The organism is Micromonospora pallida (assembly GCF_900090325.1).
GTDB lineage: Bacteria > Actinomycetota > Actinomycetes > Mycobacteriales > Micromonosporaceae > Micromonospora > Micromonospora pallida.
The window spans coordinates 707,573-724,734 of sequence record NZ_FMHW01000002.1 but is presented as its reverse complement, the minus strand read 5'-3'; the positions used below and the strand labels follow the sequence as shown (position 1 = coordinate 724,734).

Sequence of the window (17,162 nt, the reverse complement as noted above, 5' to 3'; positions counted from 1 at the left end):
GCTCCTCAGGAGTCCGACTTGAGCAGGCGAAACCAGCCCACGCCGAGCGCCGCGACGGCCAGGAAGAGCACGTAGCTCATCGCGGAGGCGTAGCCGTAGTTGCCGAACCCGAACTGGCTGTAGACGTACTGCGAGACGGAGACGGTGGAGTGCAGCGGCCCGCCCTGGGTCATCACGAAGGGTTCCTCGAAGACCAGCATCAGGCCGACCGTGCCGATGACGGTGGAGAGCAGCAGGGTGGGTTTGAGCATCGGCAGCGTTATGTGCCGGAACTGCTGCCAGGCGCTGGCCCCGTCGATCCGGGCGGCCTCGTAGAGCTGCTCGGGGATGGCCTGGAGCCCGGCCAGGAAGATCACCATCTGGAAGCCGAGCCCCCGCCAGACGATCATCACGATCAGCGCGGGCAGGGCCAGGGTGGTGCTCTCCAGCCAGTTCGGGCCGGCGATCCCGAACAGCCCGAGGAAGCCGTTCACCAGCCCGGAGTCCTTCTGGTAGACGAACCGCCAGACCACCGAGACGGCGACGATGCTGGTCACCACCGGCAGGTAGTAGCCGACCCGGAACAGCGCCTTGAACCGGGTCAGCCCGGAGTTCAGCCCGAGGGCCACGGCCAGGCCGAGCCCCAGGGTGAGCGGGATGCCGAGGAGAACCACCAGCGCGGTGTTCCGGACCGACTTCAGGAACACCTCGTCGTCGGCCAGCCGCAGGTAGTTCTCGAATCCGACGAACTCCACGGCCAACGGGTTGCGCAGGTCGGCCAGGCGGATGTCGGTGAAGCTCATCAGCAACGAGACGAGCACCGGGCCGACCAGGAAGATCGCAAACGGTACGGCGAACGGCAGCGCGAACGCCCAGCCGGTGAGCCCCCGGTGGGTCGCGCCGCCCCGCCCGACGCGGGTCCGGCCCGGTGCCGTCACGTCAGGCTCCCGTCCCGATCGAGGTGGCCTTCTGCTGGATCGCGCGGGCCGTGTCCTCGGGGCTGGCGCCGGTCTTGGTGAGCTTCTCCACCTCGGCGTCCATGCCGACCGCGACCTGCTCCCAGGTGGCGATCGCCGGCGGCGACTTCGCGTCCTCCAGTTGCGTGCCGAACGCGGCCAGGTGCGGGTCGTCGGCCAGCACCGGGTCGTCCCACGCCTTCTTCACCGACGGCAGGTCCGACGCCGTCCGGTACCAGGTGATCTGCACGTCCGGGCGGGACAGGTACTCGACGAACTTCCAGGCCGCGTCGCGGTTCTTGGCGTCCTTGAAGACCGCGAGGTTGCCGCCGCCGACGAACGAGGTGGCCGCCTGCCGCTTCGGCATGTGCCAGAGCTGGAAGTTGTCGGCCGCGCCCTGCTCCTTGAGGATGCCGATGTGCCAGGGGCCGGAGACGAACGCCCCGATGTTTCCCTTGACGAACTCCGGTTCGAGCGTCCCCTGGGGAAGGTCCTTCGGGCTCAGGCCCTCGGCGAAGTAGGACTGGTAGTAGCCGAGCGCCTCGGCGGTGGCGGGGCTGTCGAGGGCGAACGTGTCGCCGGAGAGGATGTCACCGCCGTTCTGCCAGACGAACGGGAGCACCGTCTGCCAGGAGCCGGTGCCGCCGGGCGGGAAGGAGACGCCCCACTTGGCGCCGCCCTTGGTCTTCAGGGCGGTGATCGCGGTCTTCAGGTCCTCCCAGGTCTGCGGGGCGGTGGTGATCCCGGCCTTCGTCGCGACCGCCTTGTTGACGTAGAGCAGGCGGGTCTCGACGTACCAGGGGACGCCGTAGGAGGTGCCGTCGACCACGGTGGTGTCCCAGGCGCCGGGGAAGAAGTCGTCCTTGGTGACCAGGTCGGTCGGGGCCGGGTCGAGGCCACCGGTCTTGGCGAACTCCCCCATCCAGGTGGTGCCGATCAGGCTGATGTCGGGGGTCTGCCGGCCGGCGATCGCGGTGGCGATCTTGTCGTGCGCCCCGTCCCACGGGATCGGGGTCACCTTGACCTTGGCGTCCGGGTTCTCCTTCATGAAAGCGTCGGCGAGGACGCCCAGCTTCTCGCCCTCGGTGCCCATCGCCCAGACGGTGACCTCGCCGGTCGCCTTGCCCTCGCCGATGCTCTTACCGGGGCCCTCCGCGCCGCCGTCCTCGTCCCGGCCGCAGCCGGCGACCAGCAGGACAGCGGCGAGTCCGAGCGCGGCCAACGGCCGCGTCCACGTCGCCATGGGGACAACCTCCAATGCAACCGGCCCGGGTTCGGCCATTCGGACGGCGGGCCGAAGCGGGCGCAGACTGAAAGCGCTTACAACATTTTCGGATCCTGGCGAAGTCATTCATGGATGTCAAGGGTGTTGCCGGCTGGTTTCAATACGTTACGGCCGGTGACCAGGGCAGATCGTGTGCTACGGCGTCAGCGGCCGGTGGTGAAATGCTGGTAGTCCGGGTTGGCCCAGACCCCACCCCAGGACCAGCCGACCGCGGCGAAGGCCCGGACCAGCACGCCGTCCGGCACGGCCATCCCCGGCCGGTACGCGCCCCGGTCGACGTACGCGGCGCCGGCCGGCGGGAGCACCTGGCCGCCGAACAGGTACGGGTTCTCCACCGGGTTGACGTCGATCGCCCGCCCGTACGCGTGGGTCGACCAGCTCGCCGCTCCCTCGGTCACCGCGCGACGGCAGTTGAACCCGGAGGTGTTGTCGGCGGCCATCGACGCGGCATCGTCACCGGCGTAGTCGTCCACCGGGCGGATCTGCCGGATCGGGAACCGCTGCCGGAAGAGGGTGTCGAAGGCGGTCACCACCTCGGCGGCGACCGCCTCGTGCACGACCAGGGCGCCGACGCGCGGCTGTCCCGCGAAGTCCCAGTGGTTCAGCCGGACCAGCCGCAGCCGGTCCGGTCCGACCGGGCAGCCCGGCCGCCAGCTACGTGCCACGTCCGCCTCGGTGACCGGCCGGATCTCGCTGACGAAGGCGGGCGCGGTGGGCGACGGCGGAGATGGCGGGGGTGGTGGGGCTGGTCGGTGGCAGGCGGCCAGCACCAGGACGACGACCAGCGGCACCGCCCGGCGGGCGGGCGGCCGGGTCGCGGCCAGCGACATCGCGGCGGGCGGGCTCAGGCACCCACCCGTTGCGGGGGCACAGTGAGCCCGTAGAGCGACATCAGCTCCGGGGAGTCGACCCGGCTGCCGTCGGCCACCGAGTCGCAGGCGATGTCGACGATCAGCTCCTTGTGCGCGAGCAGGTACGGCCGCGCGCCGACGTCCGCCCGGGCCAGGGTGGCGATGCCGGGCCAGTGCCGCCGTCCGAAGAGCATGGGGTAGCCGCGCAGTCCGCCGTAGGTGGCGCAGACCAGCACGTCCGGGTACGGCAGGGCAACGACCCGACGGACCGCCTCGACGGTGAGGCCGGGCATGTCCACCGGGACCACCACGACGGCCTCGACTGCCTCGTCGGTGATCGCGGCGAGCCCGGCCCGGATGGACGAGCCGACGCCGGTGCCCCAGGCCTGGTTCACCACCACCGTCGCCCCGTCCAGGTCGGCGGTGCGGCGCACCTCGTCGGCGGCCGCGCCGAGCACGACCACGGTCGGGGCGCAGTCCGCCTTGGTCATCGTCTCGACCATCCGGTCCACCAGGGGCCGCTCCCGGAGACACAGCAGCGCCTCGGGTCCGCCGATCCGCCGCCCCCCGCCTGCGGCGATGATCATTCCTGCGATTCGCACACCGGGTGCAACGACCATCGCGCCCGTTCGGTGGCGGGGGCGAATCGGATATTTAGTACAACGCAGACATGGCAACTGACACTGACCGGCCCGGTCATGAAGACCCACGAACATCTCACCCGGCAGCACCCGATCGGATCTGCCATCCTGTCTTGCGCCAGCCTTCGCCCCCGAGTGGACGCTCCCGGCACCAACGGTTGGCGGACGCGCACCACTGGGGAGGGACGGTCGCGATGCCAGGTCGACCGATGTGCATTCGCCGCGCTACCCACGATGAGATGAGGGTGTCTCCATGCGACTGAGGAACGTTCTCGCCGCCACGTCGATGGCGGCGGCGCTGGTAGGCGTCACGGCCATGCCAGCCCACGCGGCGACGGGGTACGACCGTTGCCCGCAGAACAGGATGTGTGTGTTCACCGGCCCCAACGGGTCCGGCACCATGGCGGTCTTCGCGGTCGGTGACGCCGACCTGGGTGACAGCAACGGCCCCACCGGGATGAACAACAACATCGAGAGCTTCTTCAACAACAGCGGCCACCACTGGGACTTCTGGGACCTGCCCGGGTACGCCGGGGATATCCGGCACTCGGATCCGTACGTCGGCGGCAAGAACTTCGGCGACGCGTGGGACAACCGGGTCTCGTCCCTCCACGACTACTGACAGCCGCTCCGGTCTGCACTCCACAACGCACCCTGAGTTCATTCGTCAGTCGGCGTCGGCGTAGCAGTCGACCACCGACAGGTCCAGCGGGAACCGGACCGGGGTGTCGCCGAACAGCAGCGCCGACGCTCGGGCGCCCGCGTCGCCCACCGCCCGGGCCACCGCGTCCGCCTGCCCGGCCGGGCAGTGCACGACCACCTCGTCGTGCTGGAAGAAGACCAGCTCCGCGTCGGTGCCGGCCAGCGCGGTCCGCAGCGTGGCGAGCAGGGTGGACGCCCACTCGGCGGCGGTCCCCTGGATGACGAAGTTGCGGGTGAACCGCCCCCGGGAGCGGGCCGCCCGGGCCCGGGAGCTTTGCGGGTCGAAGCCGCTGTCGGCGTCCTCGGCGTCCGGGTCGACGAACCCGCCCGGCGGGCAGGTCCGTCCCAGCCAGGAACGGACCAGCCCGCCCGCCTCGCCGGTACGGGCCGCCGCCTCCACGTACCCGAACGCGGTGGGATAGTGCCGGCGCAGCACAGCCAGCGCCGGCACCGCCGCCCCGCCGGTCTGGCCGTACATCGCCCCGAGCAGGGCCAGCTTCGCGCGGCCCCGGTCACCGCCGAAGGCATCCCGGGCCAGGGCGGCGTAGAGGTCACCGGCCCCACCGGCCGCCGCCAGCCGGGCGTCGCCGGAGACCGCGGCGAGCACCCGGGGCTCCAACTGGCCTGCGTCGGCGACCACGAACCGCCAGCCCGGATCCGCCACCACCGCCCGACGGATCACCTTCGGGATCTGCAACGCCCCGCCGCCCCGGGTGGCCCACCGGCCGGAGACCACGCCGCTGGGCACGTACTCGGGGCGGAACCGGCCGTCACGGACCCAGGCGTCGCGCCAGGCCCAGCCGTGCGCCGTCCAGATCCGGTACAGCTCCTTGTACTCCAGGACCAGCGGCACCGCCGGGTGCTCCACCCCGCGCAGCACCCAGGCCCGGGTGTTCGGCAGGTCGATGCCCGCCCGGGCGAAGGCGCGCAGCAGCTCCGCCGGGGAGTCGGCGTGCAGCTGGCGCAGCCCGAACGCCTCGGCGATCCGGGCGCCCAGCTCGGCCAGCCGGCGTGGCGGCCCGCCCACCGGCGACGGCTCGCCGAGCAGCTCAGTGAGGATGGCGTCGTGCACGTCGGGCCGCCAGGGCAGGCCGACCGTGCCCATCTCCACCGCGATCAGCGCACCGGCGGACTCGGCGGCCACCAGCAGCCGGAACCGGCCGGGCTGGGCGGTGACGGCGATCCGGGCGAGCTGGTCGGCGTACACCTGGATCAACGCCTCGATGCCCGGACCGGGCGGCCCGGACGGCGCGTCGAAGAGCGCGCCCTGTCCGTCACCGGGCGGCGCGGCCGGGCGCGGCGGCGGGTCGGGCGGCACCGGCGTGCCGGTCAGCCGTGCCCAGGCCGCCGCGAGCGACCGTGGCTCGCCCCAACGCCCGGCGTGGCCGAGCAGCAGGGCCTCGGTCAGCTCGACGTCGTGGCAGCGCTCGACGCGGACGCCCGCCCGCAACAGCGCGGGGTAGACCGTCGCGCCCGACGCCCACACCCAGCGGGGCCGGTCGGCGCGCTCCCGAACGGCGACGCCGGCGGCGAGGTCGTCGACCGGCTCGGCGGGACCGGCCGGGCTCCCGTCGGCGCGCAGCGGACACAGCACGCCCCCGCCGCCCTCCCCCGCCACCACCGCGACCAGCACGTCCCCCATCCTGCCCCCGCCCTACGACACGCACCGGTCGGTGCGCGTCGTAGGGTTTCCGACGTGGGACTGGTGATCACCTCGCGATCCTCGGAGTCTCCGTGGATCTCCTCGGTGTGGGCCAGCCGCAGCGCGGGCGTGTCGCAGATGACCTCGGTCGCGAGCGAGACCTGGGGGCTCGTGTTCTGGGAGAGCGACGGGATGTCGTACGCGGCTGTCACGGGTCCGGAGGAGCGCACCCGGACGGCGCCGGTTCCGGCGGATGCCCGTTTCCTCGGCATCCAGTTCGCCGTCGGCACCGCGTTGCGGATGGCTCCCACGTCGTCGTTCGTCAATTCGGGGTTGGAGCTGCCCGACACGACGGCGGGGCGGTTCTGGCTCGACGGCGAGCGCTGGCAGACGCCGCGCGTCGACGACGATGCCGAAGCGCTGGTGGCGCGGCTCGTCCGCACCGGCGTCCTCGTGCGGGACCCGCTGGTGACGGCGGCGCTGGACGGCCGTCTCCCCGCGGGAGGGTCCCGGACCCTGGAGCGGAGGTTCCGTACCATCACCGGGCTCACCCGCGGTGCCGTCGGGCAGATCGAACGCGCCCGGACCGCCGCGGACCTGCTGTCCTCCGGCGAGGAGGTGAGCGTTGTGGTGGATCTGCTCGGCTACTACGACGAACCGCACCTCGCGCGGGCACTACGACGGTACGTGGGACGCACCGCCGGCCAGCTCCGGGGCCGCCTCGGCGGTGCGATCGGGTTGTCGCACCTATCGGACGACGTCGTACACGACCTTGAGGACACCGTTGGGGTAGGCAGCGGAATCGCGCAACGCTAGCCGCTGCTCCTCCTGCTCACGCCGGGGGAACACGCTCTTCCCCTCGCCGAGCAGCACCGGAAAGACCAGGAGGTTGTACCGGTCAACGAGACCGGCGTCGGCCAGGTTGCGGGCCAACTCGGCGCTGCCGTGGACGAAGATCGCCCCACCGTCGGTCTTCTTGAGGGCGACGACGTCCTCCACCGAGCGCAGGATGTGCTGCTCGCCCCACCCGTCGACGAGCGCGCCGTCGTCCAGCGTCGTGGACACCACGTACTTCGGAAGGTCCCGGTAGGCCACATGGTCGTCGGACTGCGGCCACACCGAGGCGAACGCCTCATAGCTGCGGCGTCCGAACATCAGCGCGGTGGTCTCCTGAAGCTCCTCACTCTTGAGGGAGAAGGACTCCGGATCGAACGGCGTCCGGAACACCCATCCCCCGGCCGGGTGTCCCTCGGCCGTCCCCCCGGGCGAGTCCGCGATCCCGTCGAGCGAAATGAACCCGGTCCACACCAGTTCGCGCGTCACCACAATCTCCGCATCCGTCGTCGAGCACCACACCTCGGCCAGATCGTCCCGGCCGCGTCCCGAGGCTATCGGCCGGGCCCGGCCGGGTCTTGGACGGAAACGACAGGCGGGCGGGGCGGGACGACGCGCGTCGGCGCGGGCCGGGTCGAGGTCCGGACGTCGGCTGACCCGGTGCGGCCGGTGGTGGAGTCGCCGGAAGGGCACATGGATCTGCGACGCTGTCGAGCTGCCCCGTCTATGCGCCCTTGGCGGAGCTGCGGCTAGAAACCCCGGAAGACGCCGTCCGGGTCCGTCGCCCGCGCGAACTCGAAGAAGTCCATGTTCGCAATCGACAGATTGTTCTCGATCGACTGGACCTGCCGCGGCAACGCCCGGAAGGGTCCTGTCCCGACCCCTTCGTTGAGATTGACGACGAGCAGCGGGTGCTCCGGCATCGCGACCGTGACCGCGTCCACGACGAACACCACCGGGTGCCGATACCGGCCCGGATACGCGCGGGGATAACCGGCCGCGATGGCCACCGCACCGAGACCGATCAGCGCGCGGTCCTCGACGAACTCGACCCCGGCCACGAAGCCCTCGTCCGTGGGACTGGCGATCTCCTGTTTGAGCCGCTCCCACACACCGTCGTCGCGGAAGTCCCCCCGCACGACGGGAACACACCACGTCTCCGGCAGAGCGATCATGAGGGCAGCGTAGGGCAGGACCCTTAACCTGCTTCCTCCCTCACCGTGGGGCGTCCCACGCCGCCGACTGGAACGCTGATCGCCGGGGGCATCATTCGCGGTTCAGTCTTCTGGCGGCGGGGGCTCGTCCGCCCCTCTGGCCTTCCACGGCTGGTGCTCGCTGATCCAGGCTTCCACGTCCTCGACCAGCCACACCGAACCGCCGGCCAGTCGATCGAAGGGCTCCGGGAAGTCCGGACGGCTGGTGAGCTGAACCACCCGGACGCGCGAGACGCCCAGGCGCTCCTGTAGCTCTGCCGAGCCGTACAACCTCCTTCGGACCATACTTGAAGCATCATCAGTACACCCTCTTTCGAATGTGCAACCCCCGCATCGGTCACCCAAAAGCACTGGCCATCAGGCTATTCAATCGCCATCATCGCCCTTTACAACTTGACAGGGGGTAGCGGATGAGGTTTCGTGAACGAGGACCAGAGTCGTAGCGGTCCGGCTCGGCGACCCGGGGCACTCCGGGGCCGGCACCGCCCGTCGAAAGGTGACCGCGATGAACGACGCATTCCTTGGCGATCCCTTCCGACCAGTCGACGAACCAGCAGATCGGCGGTGACGGCGTGGCGGGGAGCGGCTTGCCGATCGGACGCCGGGTGGCGCAGTGGCGGACGCGGCGGGGCATGACGCAGCAGGTGTTCGCCGACCGGTTGGGCAAGTCTGCGAGCTGGGTCGACAAGGTGGAGCGAGGCGTCCGTACGCTGGACCGGTTCTCGGTGATCCAGGATGTCGCCGCCGTCCTCCGCGTCGATCCGCTGGTGCTGCTCGGCCGGGAAGCCACCCCGCCGGTCGGGGCGAACGACGCGAGCGCCGGGGTGGACGGGGTACGCGCGGCCCTCGCTCGTTACGACGCCGCCCTGACCGGGCCGGATGCCCGTCCGACGCCGCCGCCTACGGAACTGGCGCGGAGCGTGGAGCACGCCTGGTTGACCTACCGGCACGCCCGATACCCGCAACTGCTGCGGACACTGCCCGCCCTGATCGTTGACGCCCAACGCGCCCACCACGGCGGGGACGCGACCGCGCTGCTGGTGCAGGTGTACCGGATCACCGCGTCGGTGCTGGTGAAATGCGGTGAGGGTGGCCTGGCCTGGCTCGCCGCCGACCGCGCCGTGTCCGCCGCCGACCAGTCGCTGCTCATCGCCACCGGCACGATCCAGCTCGGCGAGGCACTACGCGCCATCGGCAGGGGCCGGCTCGCGATGGCCGCGACGATCGCCGCCGCCCACCGCATCGCTCCCGCCGTGCCCCAGGACGGTCCGCACGACGAACTCGCCGTCTGCGGAGCACTGCTGCTCCAAGCCGCACTCGCCGCCGCATCCTGCGGCGACGCGCCAAGCGCCCGGGAGTTGGTCGACCAAGCCGCCGAGATCGCCGAGCAGGTCGGCGACGGGGTTGGTCAACACTGGGTCGTCTTCGATCCGACCACGGTGGAACTGGCCCGGGTCGTGGCCGCCGTCGAGCTGGGGCGAAGCGCCGAGGCGGTCGTCCGCCACGAACAGGTGATCACCCGCGAGTCCTGGCGACGGCTGTCCGCCGAACACCGCGCGGCGCACCTGCTCGACGCCGCGCGGGCGTACCTGCTGACCGGGGACCTGGACGGGGCCTGCCGGGCACTGGTCGAGGCGGATCGGACCGCACCGGCCGAGGTCCGCACACGCCCCGCCGGGCGTACCGTGCTCGGGGAACTGGCGCGTGGCGGACCGGTGCCGGCCGACGTCGCGCGACTGGCCACGGCGGTCGGGTTCACCGGGCGATGACCGGCGCGTCGCTCTCCCCCGCCCAGATCCAGAACCGGCTCACGTTGTCGGCGCGGTGGATCCTGCGCGACCACCGGCCCGGCGACGACGGGCGCTGCCCGATCTGTCGGGTGGCCGACTGCACGGCGGCCCGGACCGCGCGGGGCTACCTGACGGGGATCGGGCAGCCGCCGCCGCGACCACGGTGAACTACTTGACCGCCCCGGCGGTGAGGCCGGACTGGATCTGCCGCTGGAAGAACGCGTACACGATGATCATGGGCAGGATGGAGAGGGTGAGCGCCGCGAAGAGCGCCGCCCAGTCGGCCTGGTAGCCGGCGGAGGTGGAGATGCTGGCGATGCCCTGGGTGAGCACCCACTTTCGGTCCGCCCCCTCGCCCTGCATCAGCGCCACCGGCAGCAGGTACTGGTTCCACTGCCCGATCACGTTGAAGATCGCGATGCTGACCAGGGCCGGCCGGGCCATCGGCATCATGACCTGGAAGAACAGCCGGGTGTGCGAGGCCCCGTCGATCATCGCCGCCTCGGCCACCGAGGTCGGCAGCGTCTTGAAGAACGCGGCCAGGAAGAAGACGGTGAACGGCAGCGAGTACGCGATGTAGACCAGGATCAGTCCGGTGTAGGTGTTGAGCAGCCCGAGGTTGTTGACCACCAGGAAGAGCGGCACCAGGGCGAGGAAGACCGGGAAGGCCAGCCCGGAGACGAACAGGTAGTAGATCACCCGGTTGCCCGGGAACGGGTAGCGGGACAGCACGTACGCCGCCATCGCCCCGAGCAGCATCGTGCCGGTGGTGCTCAGCGTCACCACGAAGACGCTGTTGAGGAAGTACCGTCCGACGTTCGCTTCGCTCCACGCCCGGGCGTAGCTGTCGAAACCGAACTTCCCGGGCAGCGCGAACGGGTTGCCGAGGAAGATCTCGGTGTTGCTCTTGAACGAGGCGAGGATCGTCCAGAGCAGCGGGGCGATCACCAGGATCGCCCAGACCAGCAGGGCGAGGTGGCCCAGCCCGGTGAGCAGCCCCACCTCGGAGCGCTGCCGTCGGGCGGCACTGTGCTTACGGCCCGCCGGGGCGGACCCGGCCGGGGCGGCCGGCGCGCTGGGTGCGATCTCCGTGGTCATCGGTGCCGCCTCTACAGCTCGATCGTGTCACGCTTGCTGACGCGCAGGGTGAGCGCGGCGAACGTGATCGTCAGGAAGAACAGCGCCACGCCCATCGCCGAGGCGTAGCCGAACTGGGAGTAGCTGAACGCGTTGCGGTAGATCTCCATGCCGAGCACGGTGGTCGCCCCGTCCGGACCGCCCTGGTCGACGGAGAGCACCTGCACGATGGCGAACGCGTCGAAGGCGGCGATGCCCAGGTAGACCCAGGCCACCTGGAGGGTGTCCCAGAGCAGCGGCAGGGTCACCCGGAAGAACATCGCCGCCCGGCCGGCGCCGTCGATGATGGCCGCCTCGTAGATGTCCTTCGGCACCGAGGACATGCCGGCGGAGAAGAGCACCACGTAGAAGCCGACCGCCTGCCAGACCAGCACCGCGATGATCGACCAGAGGGCGATGTCCGGGTCGGCCATGAAGAGCACCGGATCGATGCCCACCGCGCCCAGCGCCCCGTTGAGCAGGCCGCTGTCGTCGGGGGCGTAGACCCGGCTGAAGATGACCCCGACGATGACCACGGCCAGGACCTGGGGGAAGAAGAACACCACCCGGTAGAACCTCGACCCCCAGACCCCGGTCATCACGCCGCCCCGGCTTCCCCCGCCCACGTTGAGCAGGAAGGCGAAGAAGAGCGCGAGGGCGATCGTGAGCAGCGGCAGGGCGAGCAGCAGGAGCCCGTGGTGTCGGATGGCCTTCCAGAAGACGTCGTCGTCCAACAGCCGGGTGAAGTTCTCCAGGCCGATGAACTCCGGGTTCGCGCTGACCCCCCGCCAGTTGGTGGTGGCGAGGTAGAAGGCCTGGGCGTACGGCCCGAGGACGAAGGTCACGTAGATCGCGACCGGCGCCGCCAGGAAGCCGACGATGAACGGGTACCTGCCATGCCGCATGGTCGTCTCGTCTCCGTTCAGCCCCGACTCAGCGCCGGAACTTCTCGATGGAGGAGTCCTTCTTCACCGCGTCGGCGACCTTCTGCATCCGGTCGCAGAACTTCTGCGCGGTGCCGCCGGAGAACATCAGCTCGTTGGTCGCGGCGCGGGCCTCGTCGTCGAGCTTCTTGTACCAGGCGTCGAAGCGGTAGCTGAAGTAGTCCTTGCCGGCCGCGGCCAGCATGGCGTTGCCGCTGGTCAGGCCGGGCGAGATCTCCACGCCGTCGACCGCGCCCTGGACCACGGTGAGCACCTTGGTCAGCTCGGTGAAGCCCTTCGCGCCGGCCTTGGAGAGCATGTGCCGCAGGTACTCCATGCCGCCGCGCGGGTTCTTGCCCTTGGCCGCGACGAAGTACATCTCGCCGGCCGCCGCGTAGATGGCGGTCGACGGCAGGGCGTCGCCGGCGGTCACGCTCGGCACCGGCGCGACCGCGTACTTGAAGCCGGGCGGGGTGTCCTTGGCCTGCTCGTTCTCCAGCCAGGAGCCACTGGGGTAGAAGGCGACCTTGCCCTGGTTCTGCTGGAGCTGGACCTCGGTGTGCTTCAGGCCCAGGTGCGCCTTGTTCCCGTACTTGGCGCCGATCTCGGCCCACGCGGCGGCGGCCTGCTTGACCGGCTCGGCCTGCCAGGCGCCGTCCTCCAGGTTGTCGATGTTCTTCAGCACGTCCGGGCCGCCGATCTTGGCGGCGCTGGTGAGCAGGACGAGGTACTGGTAGTAGGCGGCGTTCGCCCCGGCGTACGAGTACGGGGTGATGCCGGCGGCCTTGATCTTGTCGCAGAGCGCGGTGAACTCGGCCCAGTTCTTCGGGGCGGTCCAGCCGTTCTTGGCGAACAGCGCGCTGTCGTACCAGAGGCCGAAGACGGTGAACGCGTAGTTCAGCACGTACGGCTTGCCGTTGAAGGTGCCCTGCTCGACGGTGCCCGGGATGAGCGTGTCGCGCACCTTCTTCGACGGGTCGTCCAGCGAGGGGGCGTCGAACAGCTCGGTGAGGTCCTGCACCTGACCGGCCTGCACCAGCGCGCCCTGGTCCATCAGCTTCGAGCCGGCGTTGTTGACCATGTCCGGCGGGGTGTTGCTGGTGAACCGGGGCTGGAGGACGGTGGCGACCTCCTCGGTGGACGAGTGCTTCACCTCGGCCTTCGGGAACGCCTTCTGGTACGACGGGATGTGGATGTCGGTGGCGTACTTGGTGCCCAGACCGCCGTTGAAGATGACCACCTCCAGGGCGGCGTCCTCCTTGACACCCAGCGGGTTGGTGGCGGACTTCTCGCCGGCGGCCTGGTCGACCGGCTCGTCGTCGCCGCCGCCGACGCAGCCGCTGAGCAGGCCGGCGGCCGGGATGGTCAGCATGCCCACGGCGGCGGCGCGGCGCAGCACGGTACGGCGGCTCAGCTCGGCCGGGAGTTCGGGGCTAACGGACATCGTCGTCTCTCCTTGACCTGGAAGTCGGATCGGGAAGGTCGGTCGGCCCGGCGGTGCGGTCACCGGGCGCTGCGGGCGGGGGTCGGGTCAGGTGCTGCGGTGGGGGCGCCCGGTGGGCCACCGGACGCGGGTCATGGCAGGGCCGCCCGGGCGGCCTTGTGCCCGTCGACGGCCTGGGCGGTACGCCGGAAGGCCGCGTGGGCACGGTCGTGGGTGCGTTGTGCGACCGCGACGTAGAGCAGGTCGAGGACCACGAGCTGGGGGTGCCGAGCGGAGAGCGCGTCGGGCCGGTAGGTGGTGGCCTGGCTGGCGGTGAGCAGCACCACGTCGGCCAGTTCGGCCAGCGGCGAGCGGGGGAAGCCGGTCAGCGCCACGGTGGTCGCGCCCCGGCTGCCGGCCTCGGCGAGCGTCTCGATGGTCTCCCGGGTCTGCCCGGTGTGCGAGATGCCCAGCGCCACGTCACCGGGGCGCAGCAGCGCGGCACTGGCCAGTCCCTCGTGCACGTCGTTCCAGGCCCACGCGGCCACCCCGATGCGGTGCAGGCTGAACTGCATCTCCTGGCCGACCAGCGCGCTGCCGCTGGCCCCGAAGATGGTCACCCGACTGGCTCCGGCGATGGCCACCGCGGCCCGTTCCACCTCGGCGAGGTCGAGCAGCGCGGCCGTGTCGTGCATGGCCCGGGTGTCGGCGGCCATCATCTGCTCAAGCACCCGCGCCAGGGGGTCGGTGGGCTGGATCTCCCGGCCGATGTCGACGGTCCAGCCCGCCGAGCGGGCCCGGCCGGTCTCAGCGGCGATGCCGAGCCGCAGGTCGGCGTAGCCCTCGAAGCCCATCGCCCGGCAGAACCGGGTGACCGTGGCCGGCGAGGTGCCGCTGCGTTCGGCCAGTTCCACGATGGTGGCCCGGGCCGCCCCCTCGGGGTCGCTGAGCACGTGCTCGGCGACCCGGCGCAGCGCCCCGGTCAGCTCCTCCGTCCCGGCCCGGACCCGGGCCAGCACGCCGTCGGAGGCGACCCCGAGCGGACCCCGTCGGTCGGCCCCGTCGGCGTCGACCACCGCGGCGGTGGTGGCGTCCGCCCCGTGATCGACCATCGAGGCCCACCTTTCAGAAAAGAGTATTAACTGTTAGTGGTAAAAGTTCTTACTAAAGGCCCCTCCGTGTCAAGGGCGTGGGCGAAGTTTTCAAACTGTTACCTGGACCACACCCTCCGTGGTCTCCGGGGGCCTTGCCAGCCGCACCCCCGTCGACCAGCATGAATCGCCCCAACGGCGAGCAGCGGGAGGTTCATCGGCATGTCCGGCAACGTCGTGGTCGGCCTGGACGTCGGCGGCACCTCCACCCGCGTCGCCGTGGTCACCACCACCGGTGAACGCCTCGGCACCGGACGTGCCGGAGGCGGCAACCCCACCAGCCACGGCGCCGACCGGGCCGCCTCCGAACTCCTCACCGCCCTGCGCGCGGCACTGGCCGGCACCGACCCCGCCCGCGTCGTCGCCGGGGTGATCGGGCTCGCCGGGGTGGGCCGCCTCCTCGCCGACCCCGCCGGACGGGACGCCTTCGACCGGGCCTGGCGCGACGCCGGACTGCGCTGCCCGTACGCCCTGCACAGTGACGCCCTGGTCGCCTACGCCTCCGGCACCCCCGCCCCGGGCGGCACGGTGCTCATCGCCGGGACCGGGGCGATCGCCGCCCAGGTCCGCGACCTGCGACTGGACCGGGTCGCGGACGGACACGGCTGGCTGCTGGGCGACGCCGGCTCCGGCTTCTGGCTGGGCCGTGAGGCAGTCCGCCGGGTGCTGGCCGACCTGGACCGCGCCCACCGGCCGGGGCCGCTCGGCACCGGCGTCCTCACCGAACTGCTCGGCCATGCCGAGATCGCGCCCCGCCCCCGGGACACCGTCGACGCGCTGGTCCAGGCGGTCACCCGCCGTCCCCCGATCGAGCTGGCCCGGCTGGCCCCGCTGGTCGTCGACGCCGCCCGTCGGGACGAGCCGACCGCCGTCGCGCTCATCGCCGAGGCCGCCGGGCACCTGGCGCAGAGCGTGTCCCGGATCCGCCCACCGGAGGCCACCGACCCGCTCGTCCTCGGCGGCGGGCTGCTCACCGGGGACACTCCGCTGGCCACCGCGCTCCGGGCCGAGCTACGCCGCCGCTGGCCGGCGGCACCCCTGCGGTACGCCGGGGACGGCGCGGCGGCCGCCGCCTGGCTCGCCGCCCGTGACCTGCCCGAGGTGGCCGATCCCGGGGCCCTGCACACACTGCTTCAGGCCGATCCCCTACCAGGCTCGCCGACGGTGGCATAACCTGACGCCATGCGCCGCCTGCGGCAGCTCGCGGAGCGGACGCCCGCCGACCGGGAACGGTACGTGGACCTCCTCCGGGCGACGGCGATCACCATGGTCGTGCTCGGGCACTGGACGATCATCGTGATCGGCCACGACGCGGCCGGCCGCCCGACCGCGCACTCCGCCCTGCCGGAGCTGACCTGGGCGTACCCGCTGACCTGGCTGGTCCAGGTGATGCCGATCTTCTTCATCGTCGGCGGGTACGCCAACGCCGCCTCGCTGGCCGCCCGCCGACGCCGGGGCGGCAACGCCACCGACTGGCTGCTCGACCGCAGTGGCCGGCTGGTCCGGCCGACCACCCTGCTGGTCCTGGTGCTCACCGGCGGGGCCCTGGTCGCCCGGCTGGCCGGTGCGGATCCCTCGTGGGTGCGCACCGTGGTCTGGTTCGCCACCGTGCCGCTGTGGTTCCTCGCCGCGTACCTGCTCGTCGTCCCGCTCACCTCGCTCACGTACGCCCTGCACGAGCGCTTCGGGCTCGCCGTACCGGTGGCGCTGGCTGCCCTGGTGGCCCTCGGCGACCTGGGTCGGGCCACCGGCCCGGCCGACCTCGCCCTCGGTAACTACCTGTTCGGCTGGCTCGCCGTGCATCAGCTCGGCTACGCCTGGTACGACGCCCGGCAGGGCGTCGACCGGCCGCTGCGCCGGCTGACGCCGAGTCCACGGACCGGGTGGCCGCTGTTGGCCGGCGGGCTGGTCGTGCTGGTGCTGCTGACCACCGTCGGCCCCTATCCGGTGAGCATGATCAACATCCCCGGTGAGCGCATGGACAACGCCGCGCCGCCGAGCCTGGCGCTACTCGTCCTGTCCATCGCCCAACTCGGGCTGGTCATGCTGCTCCGCGACCCGGCCGAGCGGTGGCTGCGCCGCTCCCGCCCGTGGCAGGCGGTGATCGCGGTGAACGCCGTGGTGCTGACCGTCTTCCTCTGGCACGTGAGCGCGGCGATCCTGCTGGTCGGCGGGCTCGACGCGGTAGGCCTGCTGCCCACCTCGCCGGTCGGCTCGGCGGCCTGGCTGGCCTGGCGGGTGCCGTGGCTGCTGATGCTCCTCGTGGTGTTGGCGGCGCTGGTCGCGGTCTTCGGCCGGGTGGAGGTCCGCGCCGGCCGACGCCGGGGCCCGGCGGCACCCGGCCGGGAGGCCGAGGCGCTCCGCGCCGACCGCCGTGGCCCGCCCGCACCCGCAGGGCGTCGGCCCGACGGCGGGTCGCGGTGGCCGACCCGGCTACGCGGGGCGCAATGGCGGGACCGACTGCCCGGGGCGCGGTGGCCGACCCGGCTGCGCGGGGCACTCGCGGTCGCTGGCTTCGCGGCCCTGGCGTTCGCGTTGCTGATCAACGCGGTCACCCCGAAGAACGCCCCGGAGTGGCTGGGGCTACCCGTCCCGGCGCTGGTCGCGTACCTGGCCGGGGCCGCCCTGCTGCGCCTGCTCCGGTCCCGATGAGCC

Annotated in this window: 18 protein-coding genes; 6 read left to right on the top strand and 12 right to left on the bottom strand. The window is 71.7% G+C overall.

Annotated features, from left to right (window positions below):
• Positions 1-5: 5 nt before the first annotated feature.
• From GA0074692_RS03375 to GA0074692_RS03360, 4 genes are all read right to left on the bottom strand, one after another.
• Positions 6-917 (bottom strand): carbohydrate ABC transporter permease, encoded by a 912-nt coding sequence (locus tag GA0074692_RS03375; protein WP_218106529.1) that lies wholly within the window; start codon positions 915-917, stop codon positions 6-8.
• A 1-nt stretch (position 918) separates the two neighbouring features.
• Positions 919-2,178, bottom strand: coding sequence for a sugar ABC transporter substrate-binding protein (locus GA0074692_RS03370; RefSeq protein WP_091639237.1), 1,260 nt, complete (start codon positions 2,176-2,178; stop codon positions 919-921).
• Between the two features lie 185 nt (positions 2,179-2,363).
• Positions 2,364-3,050, bottom strand: coding sequence for a M15 family metallopeptidase (locus GA0074692_RS03365; protein WP_091639235.1), 687 nt, complete (start codon positions 3,048-3,050; stop codon positions 2,364-2,366).
• A gap of 14 nt (positions 3,051-3,064) precedes the next feature.
• Positions 3,065-3,658: a nucleotidyltransferase family protein gene (locus GA0074692_RS03360; protein WP_091639233.1), complete on the bottom strand. Its 594-nt coding sequence runs from the start codon at positions 3,656-3,658 to the stop codon at positions 3,065-3,067.
• A 307-nt stretch (positions 3,659-3,965) separates the two neighbouring features.
• On the opposite strand from GA0074692_RS03360, the gene GA0074692_RS03355 reads away from it, so the two are divergent.
• On the top strand, positions 3,966-4,334 hold the full coding sequence (locus GA0074692_RS03355) for a peptidase inhibitor family I36 protein (RefSeq protein ID WP_091639231.1): 369 nt from the start codon (positions 3,966-3,968) through the stop codon (positions 4,332-4,334).
• Positions 4,335-4,379: 45 nt separating this feature from the next.
• Here the strand turns inward: GA0074692_RS03355 and GA0074692_RS03350 are convergent, their stop codons facing one another.
• Positions 4,380-6,056 (bottom strand): bifunctional 3'-5' exonuclease/DNA polymerase, encoded by a 1,677-nt coding sequence (locus GA0074692_RS03350; protein ID WP_091639229.1) that lies wholly within the window; start codon positions 6,054-6,056, stop codon positions 4,380-4,382.
• Between the two features lie 54 nt (positions 6,057-6,110).
• On the opposite strand from GA0074692_RS03350, the gene GA0074692_RS03345 reads away from it, so the two are divergent.
• Positions 6,111-6,872 carry a helix-turn-helix domain-containing protein gene (locus tag GA0074692_RS03345; protein WP_091639227.1) on the top strand — a complete coding sequence of 254 codons (762 nt, stop codon included), beginning with the start codon at positions 6,111-6,113 and terminating at the stop codon, positions 6,870-6,872.
• Here the strand turns inward: GA0074692_RS03345 and GA0074692_RS03340 are convergent.
• The 3 genes from GA0074692_RS03340 to GA0074692_RS03330 form a co-directional block, all read right to left on the bottom strand.
• Complete coding sequence (locus GA0074692_RS03340) at positions 6,804-7,379, bottom strand: dihydrofolate reductase family protein (protein WP_091639226.1); 576 nt, start codon at positions 7,377-7,379, stop codon at positions 6,804-6,806. The two genes, GA0074692_RS03345 and GA0074692_RS03340, sit on opposite strands and share 69 nt — an antisense overlap.
• A 260-nt stretch (positions 7,380-7,639) precedes the next feature.
• Positions 7,640-8,065 carry a DUF6924 domain-containing protein gene (locus GA0074692_RS03335; protein WP_091639224.1) on the bottom strand — a complete coding sequence of 142 codons (426 nt, stop codon included), beginning with the start codon at positions 8,063-8,065 and terminating at the stop codon, positions 7,640-7,642.
• A 102-nt stretch (positions 8,066-8,167) separates the two neighbouring features.
• The gene (locus GA0074692_RS03330; RefSeq protein ID WP_091639222.1) at positions 8,168-8,389 is read right to left on the bottom strand and encodes a helix-turn-helix transcriptional regulator; all 222 of its coding nucleotides are present in this window, start codon (positions 8,387-8,389) and stop codon (positions 8,168-8,170) included.
• Positions 8,390-8,631: 242 nt separating this feature from the next.
• Between GA0074692_RS03330 and GA0074692_RS03325 the strand changes: the two genes are divergently transcribed.
• Together GA0074692_RS03325 and GA0074692_RS03320 are read left to right on the top strand one after the other, a co-directional pair.
• Positions 8,632-9,873: a helix-turn-helix domain-containing protein gene (locus GA0074692_RS03325; protein WP_425413375.1), complete on the top strand. Its 1,242-nt coding sequence runs from the start codon at positions 8,632-8,634 to the stop codon at positions 9,871-9,873.
• On the top strand, positions 9,870-10,061 hold the full coding sequence (locus GA0074692_RS03320) for a hypothetical protein (RefSeq protein ID WP_091639220.1): 192 nt from the start codon (positions 9,870-9,872) through the stop codon (positions 10,059-10,061). The genes GA0074692_RS03325 and GA0074692_RS03320 overlap by 4 nt, the downstream gene beginning before the upstream one ends.
• A 1-nt stretch (position 10,062) precedes the next feature.
• On the opposite strand, the gene GA0074692_RS03315 is transcribed toward GA0074692_RS03320, so the two are convergent.
• From GA0074692_RS03315 to GA0074692_RS03300, 4 genes are all read right to left on the bottom strand, one after another.
• Positions 10,063-10,992 carry a carbohydrate ABC transporter permease gene (locus GA0074692_RS03315; RefSeq protein WP_091639218.1) on the bottom strand — a complete coding sequence of 310 codons (930 nt, stop codon included), beginning with the start codon at positions 10,990-10,992 and terminating at the stop codon, positions 10,063-10,065.
• A gap of 11 nt (positions 10,993-11,003) precedes the next feature.
• Positions 11,004-11,915 carry a carbohydrate ABC transporter permease gene (locus tag GA0074692_RS03310; RefSeq protein WP_091639216.1) on the bottom strand — a complete coding sequence of 304 codons (912 nt, stop codon included), beginning with the start codon at positions 11,913-11,915 and terminating at the stop codon, positions 11,004-11,006.
• Positions 11,916-11,943: 28 nt separating this feature from the next.
• On the bottom strand, positions 11,944-13,377 hold the full coding sequence (ngcE, locus tag GA0074692_RS03305; protein ID WP_091639214.1) for an N-acetylglucosamine/diacetylchitobiose ABC transporter substrate-binding protein: 1,434 nt from the start codon (positions 13,375-13,377) through the stop codon (positions 11,944-11,946).
• 131 nt (positions 13,378-13,508) lie between these two features.
• Positions 13,509-14,468 (bottom strand): MurR/RpiR family transcriptional regulator, encoded by a 960-nt coding sequence (locus GA0074692_RS03300; RefSeq protein WP_091639212.1) that lies wholly within the window; start codon positions 14,466-14,468, stop codon positions 13,509-13,511.
• Between the two features lie 201 nt (positions 14,469-14,669).
• On the opposite strand from GA0074692_RS03300, the gene GA0074692_RS03295 reads away from it, so the two are divergent.
• Positions 14,670-15,680, top strand: a complete 1,011-nt coding sequence (locus GA0074692_RS03295; RefSeq protein ID WP_091639210.1) for an N-acetylglucosamine kinase — start codon at positions 14,670-14,672, stop codon at positions 15,678-15,680.
• A gap of 9 nt (positions 15,681-15,689) precedes the next feature.
• The gene (locus GA0074692_RS03290; protein ID WP_091639208.1) at positions 15,690-17,159 is read left to right on the top strand and encodes an acyltransferase family protein; all 1,470 of its coding nucleotides are present in this window, start codon (positions 15,690-15,692) and stop codon (positions 17,157-17,159) included.
• Positions 17,160-17,162 lie beyond the last annotated feature (3 nt).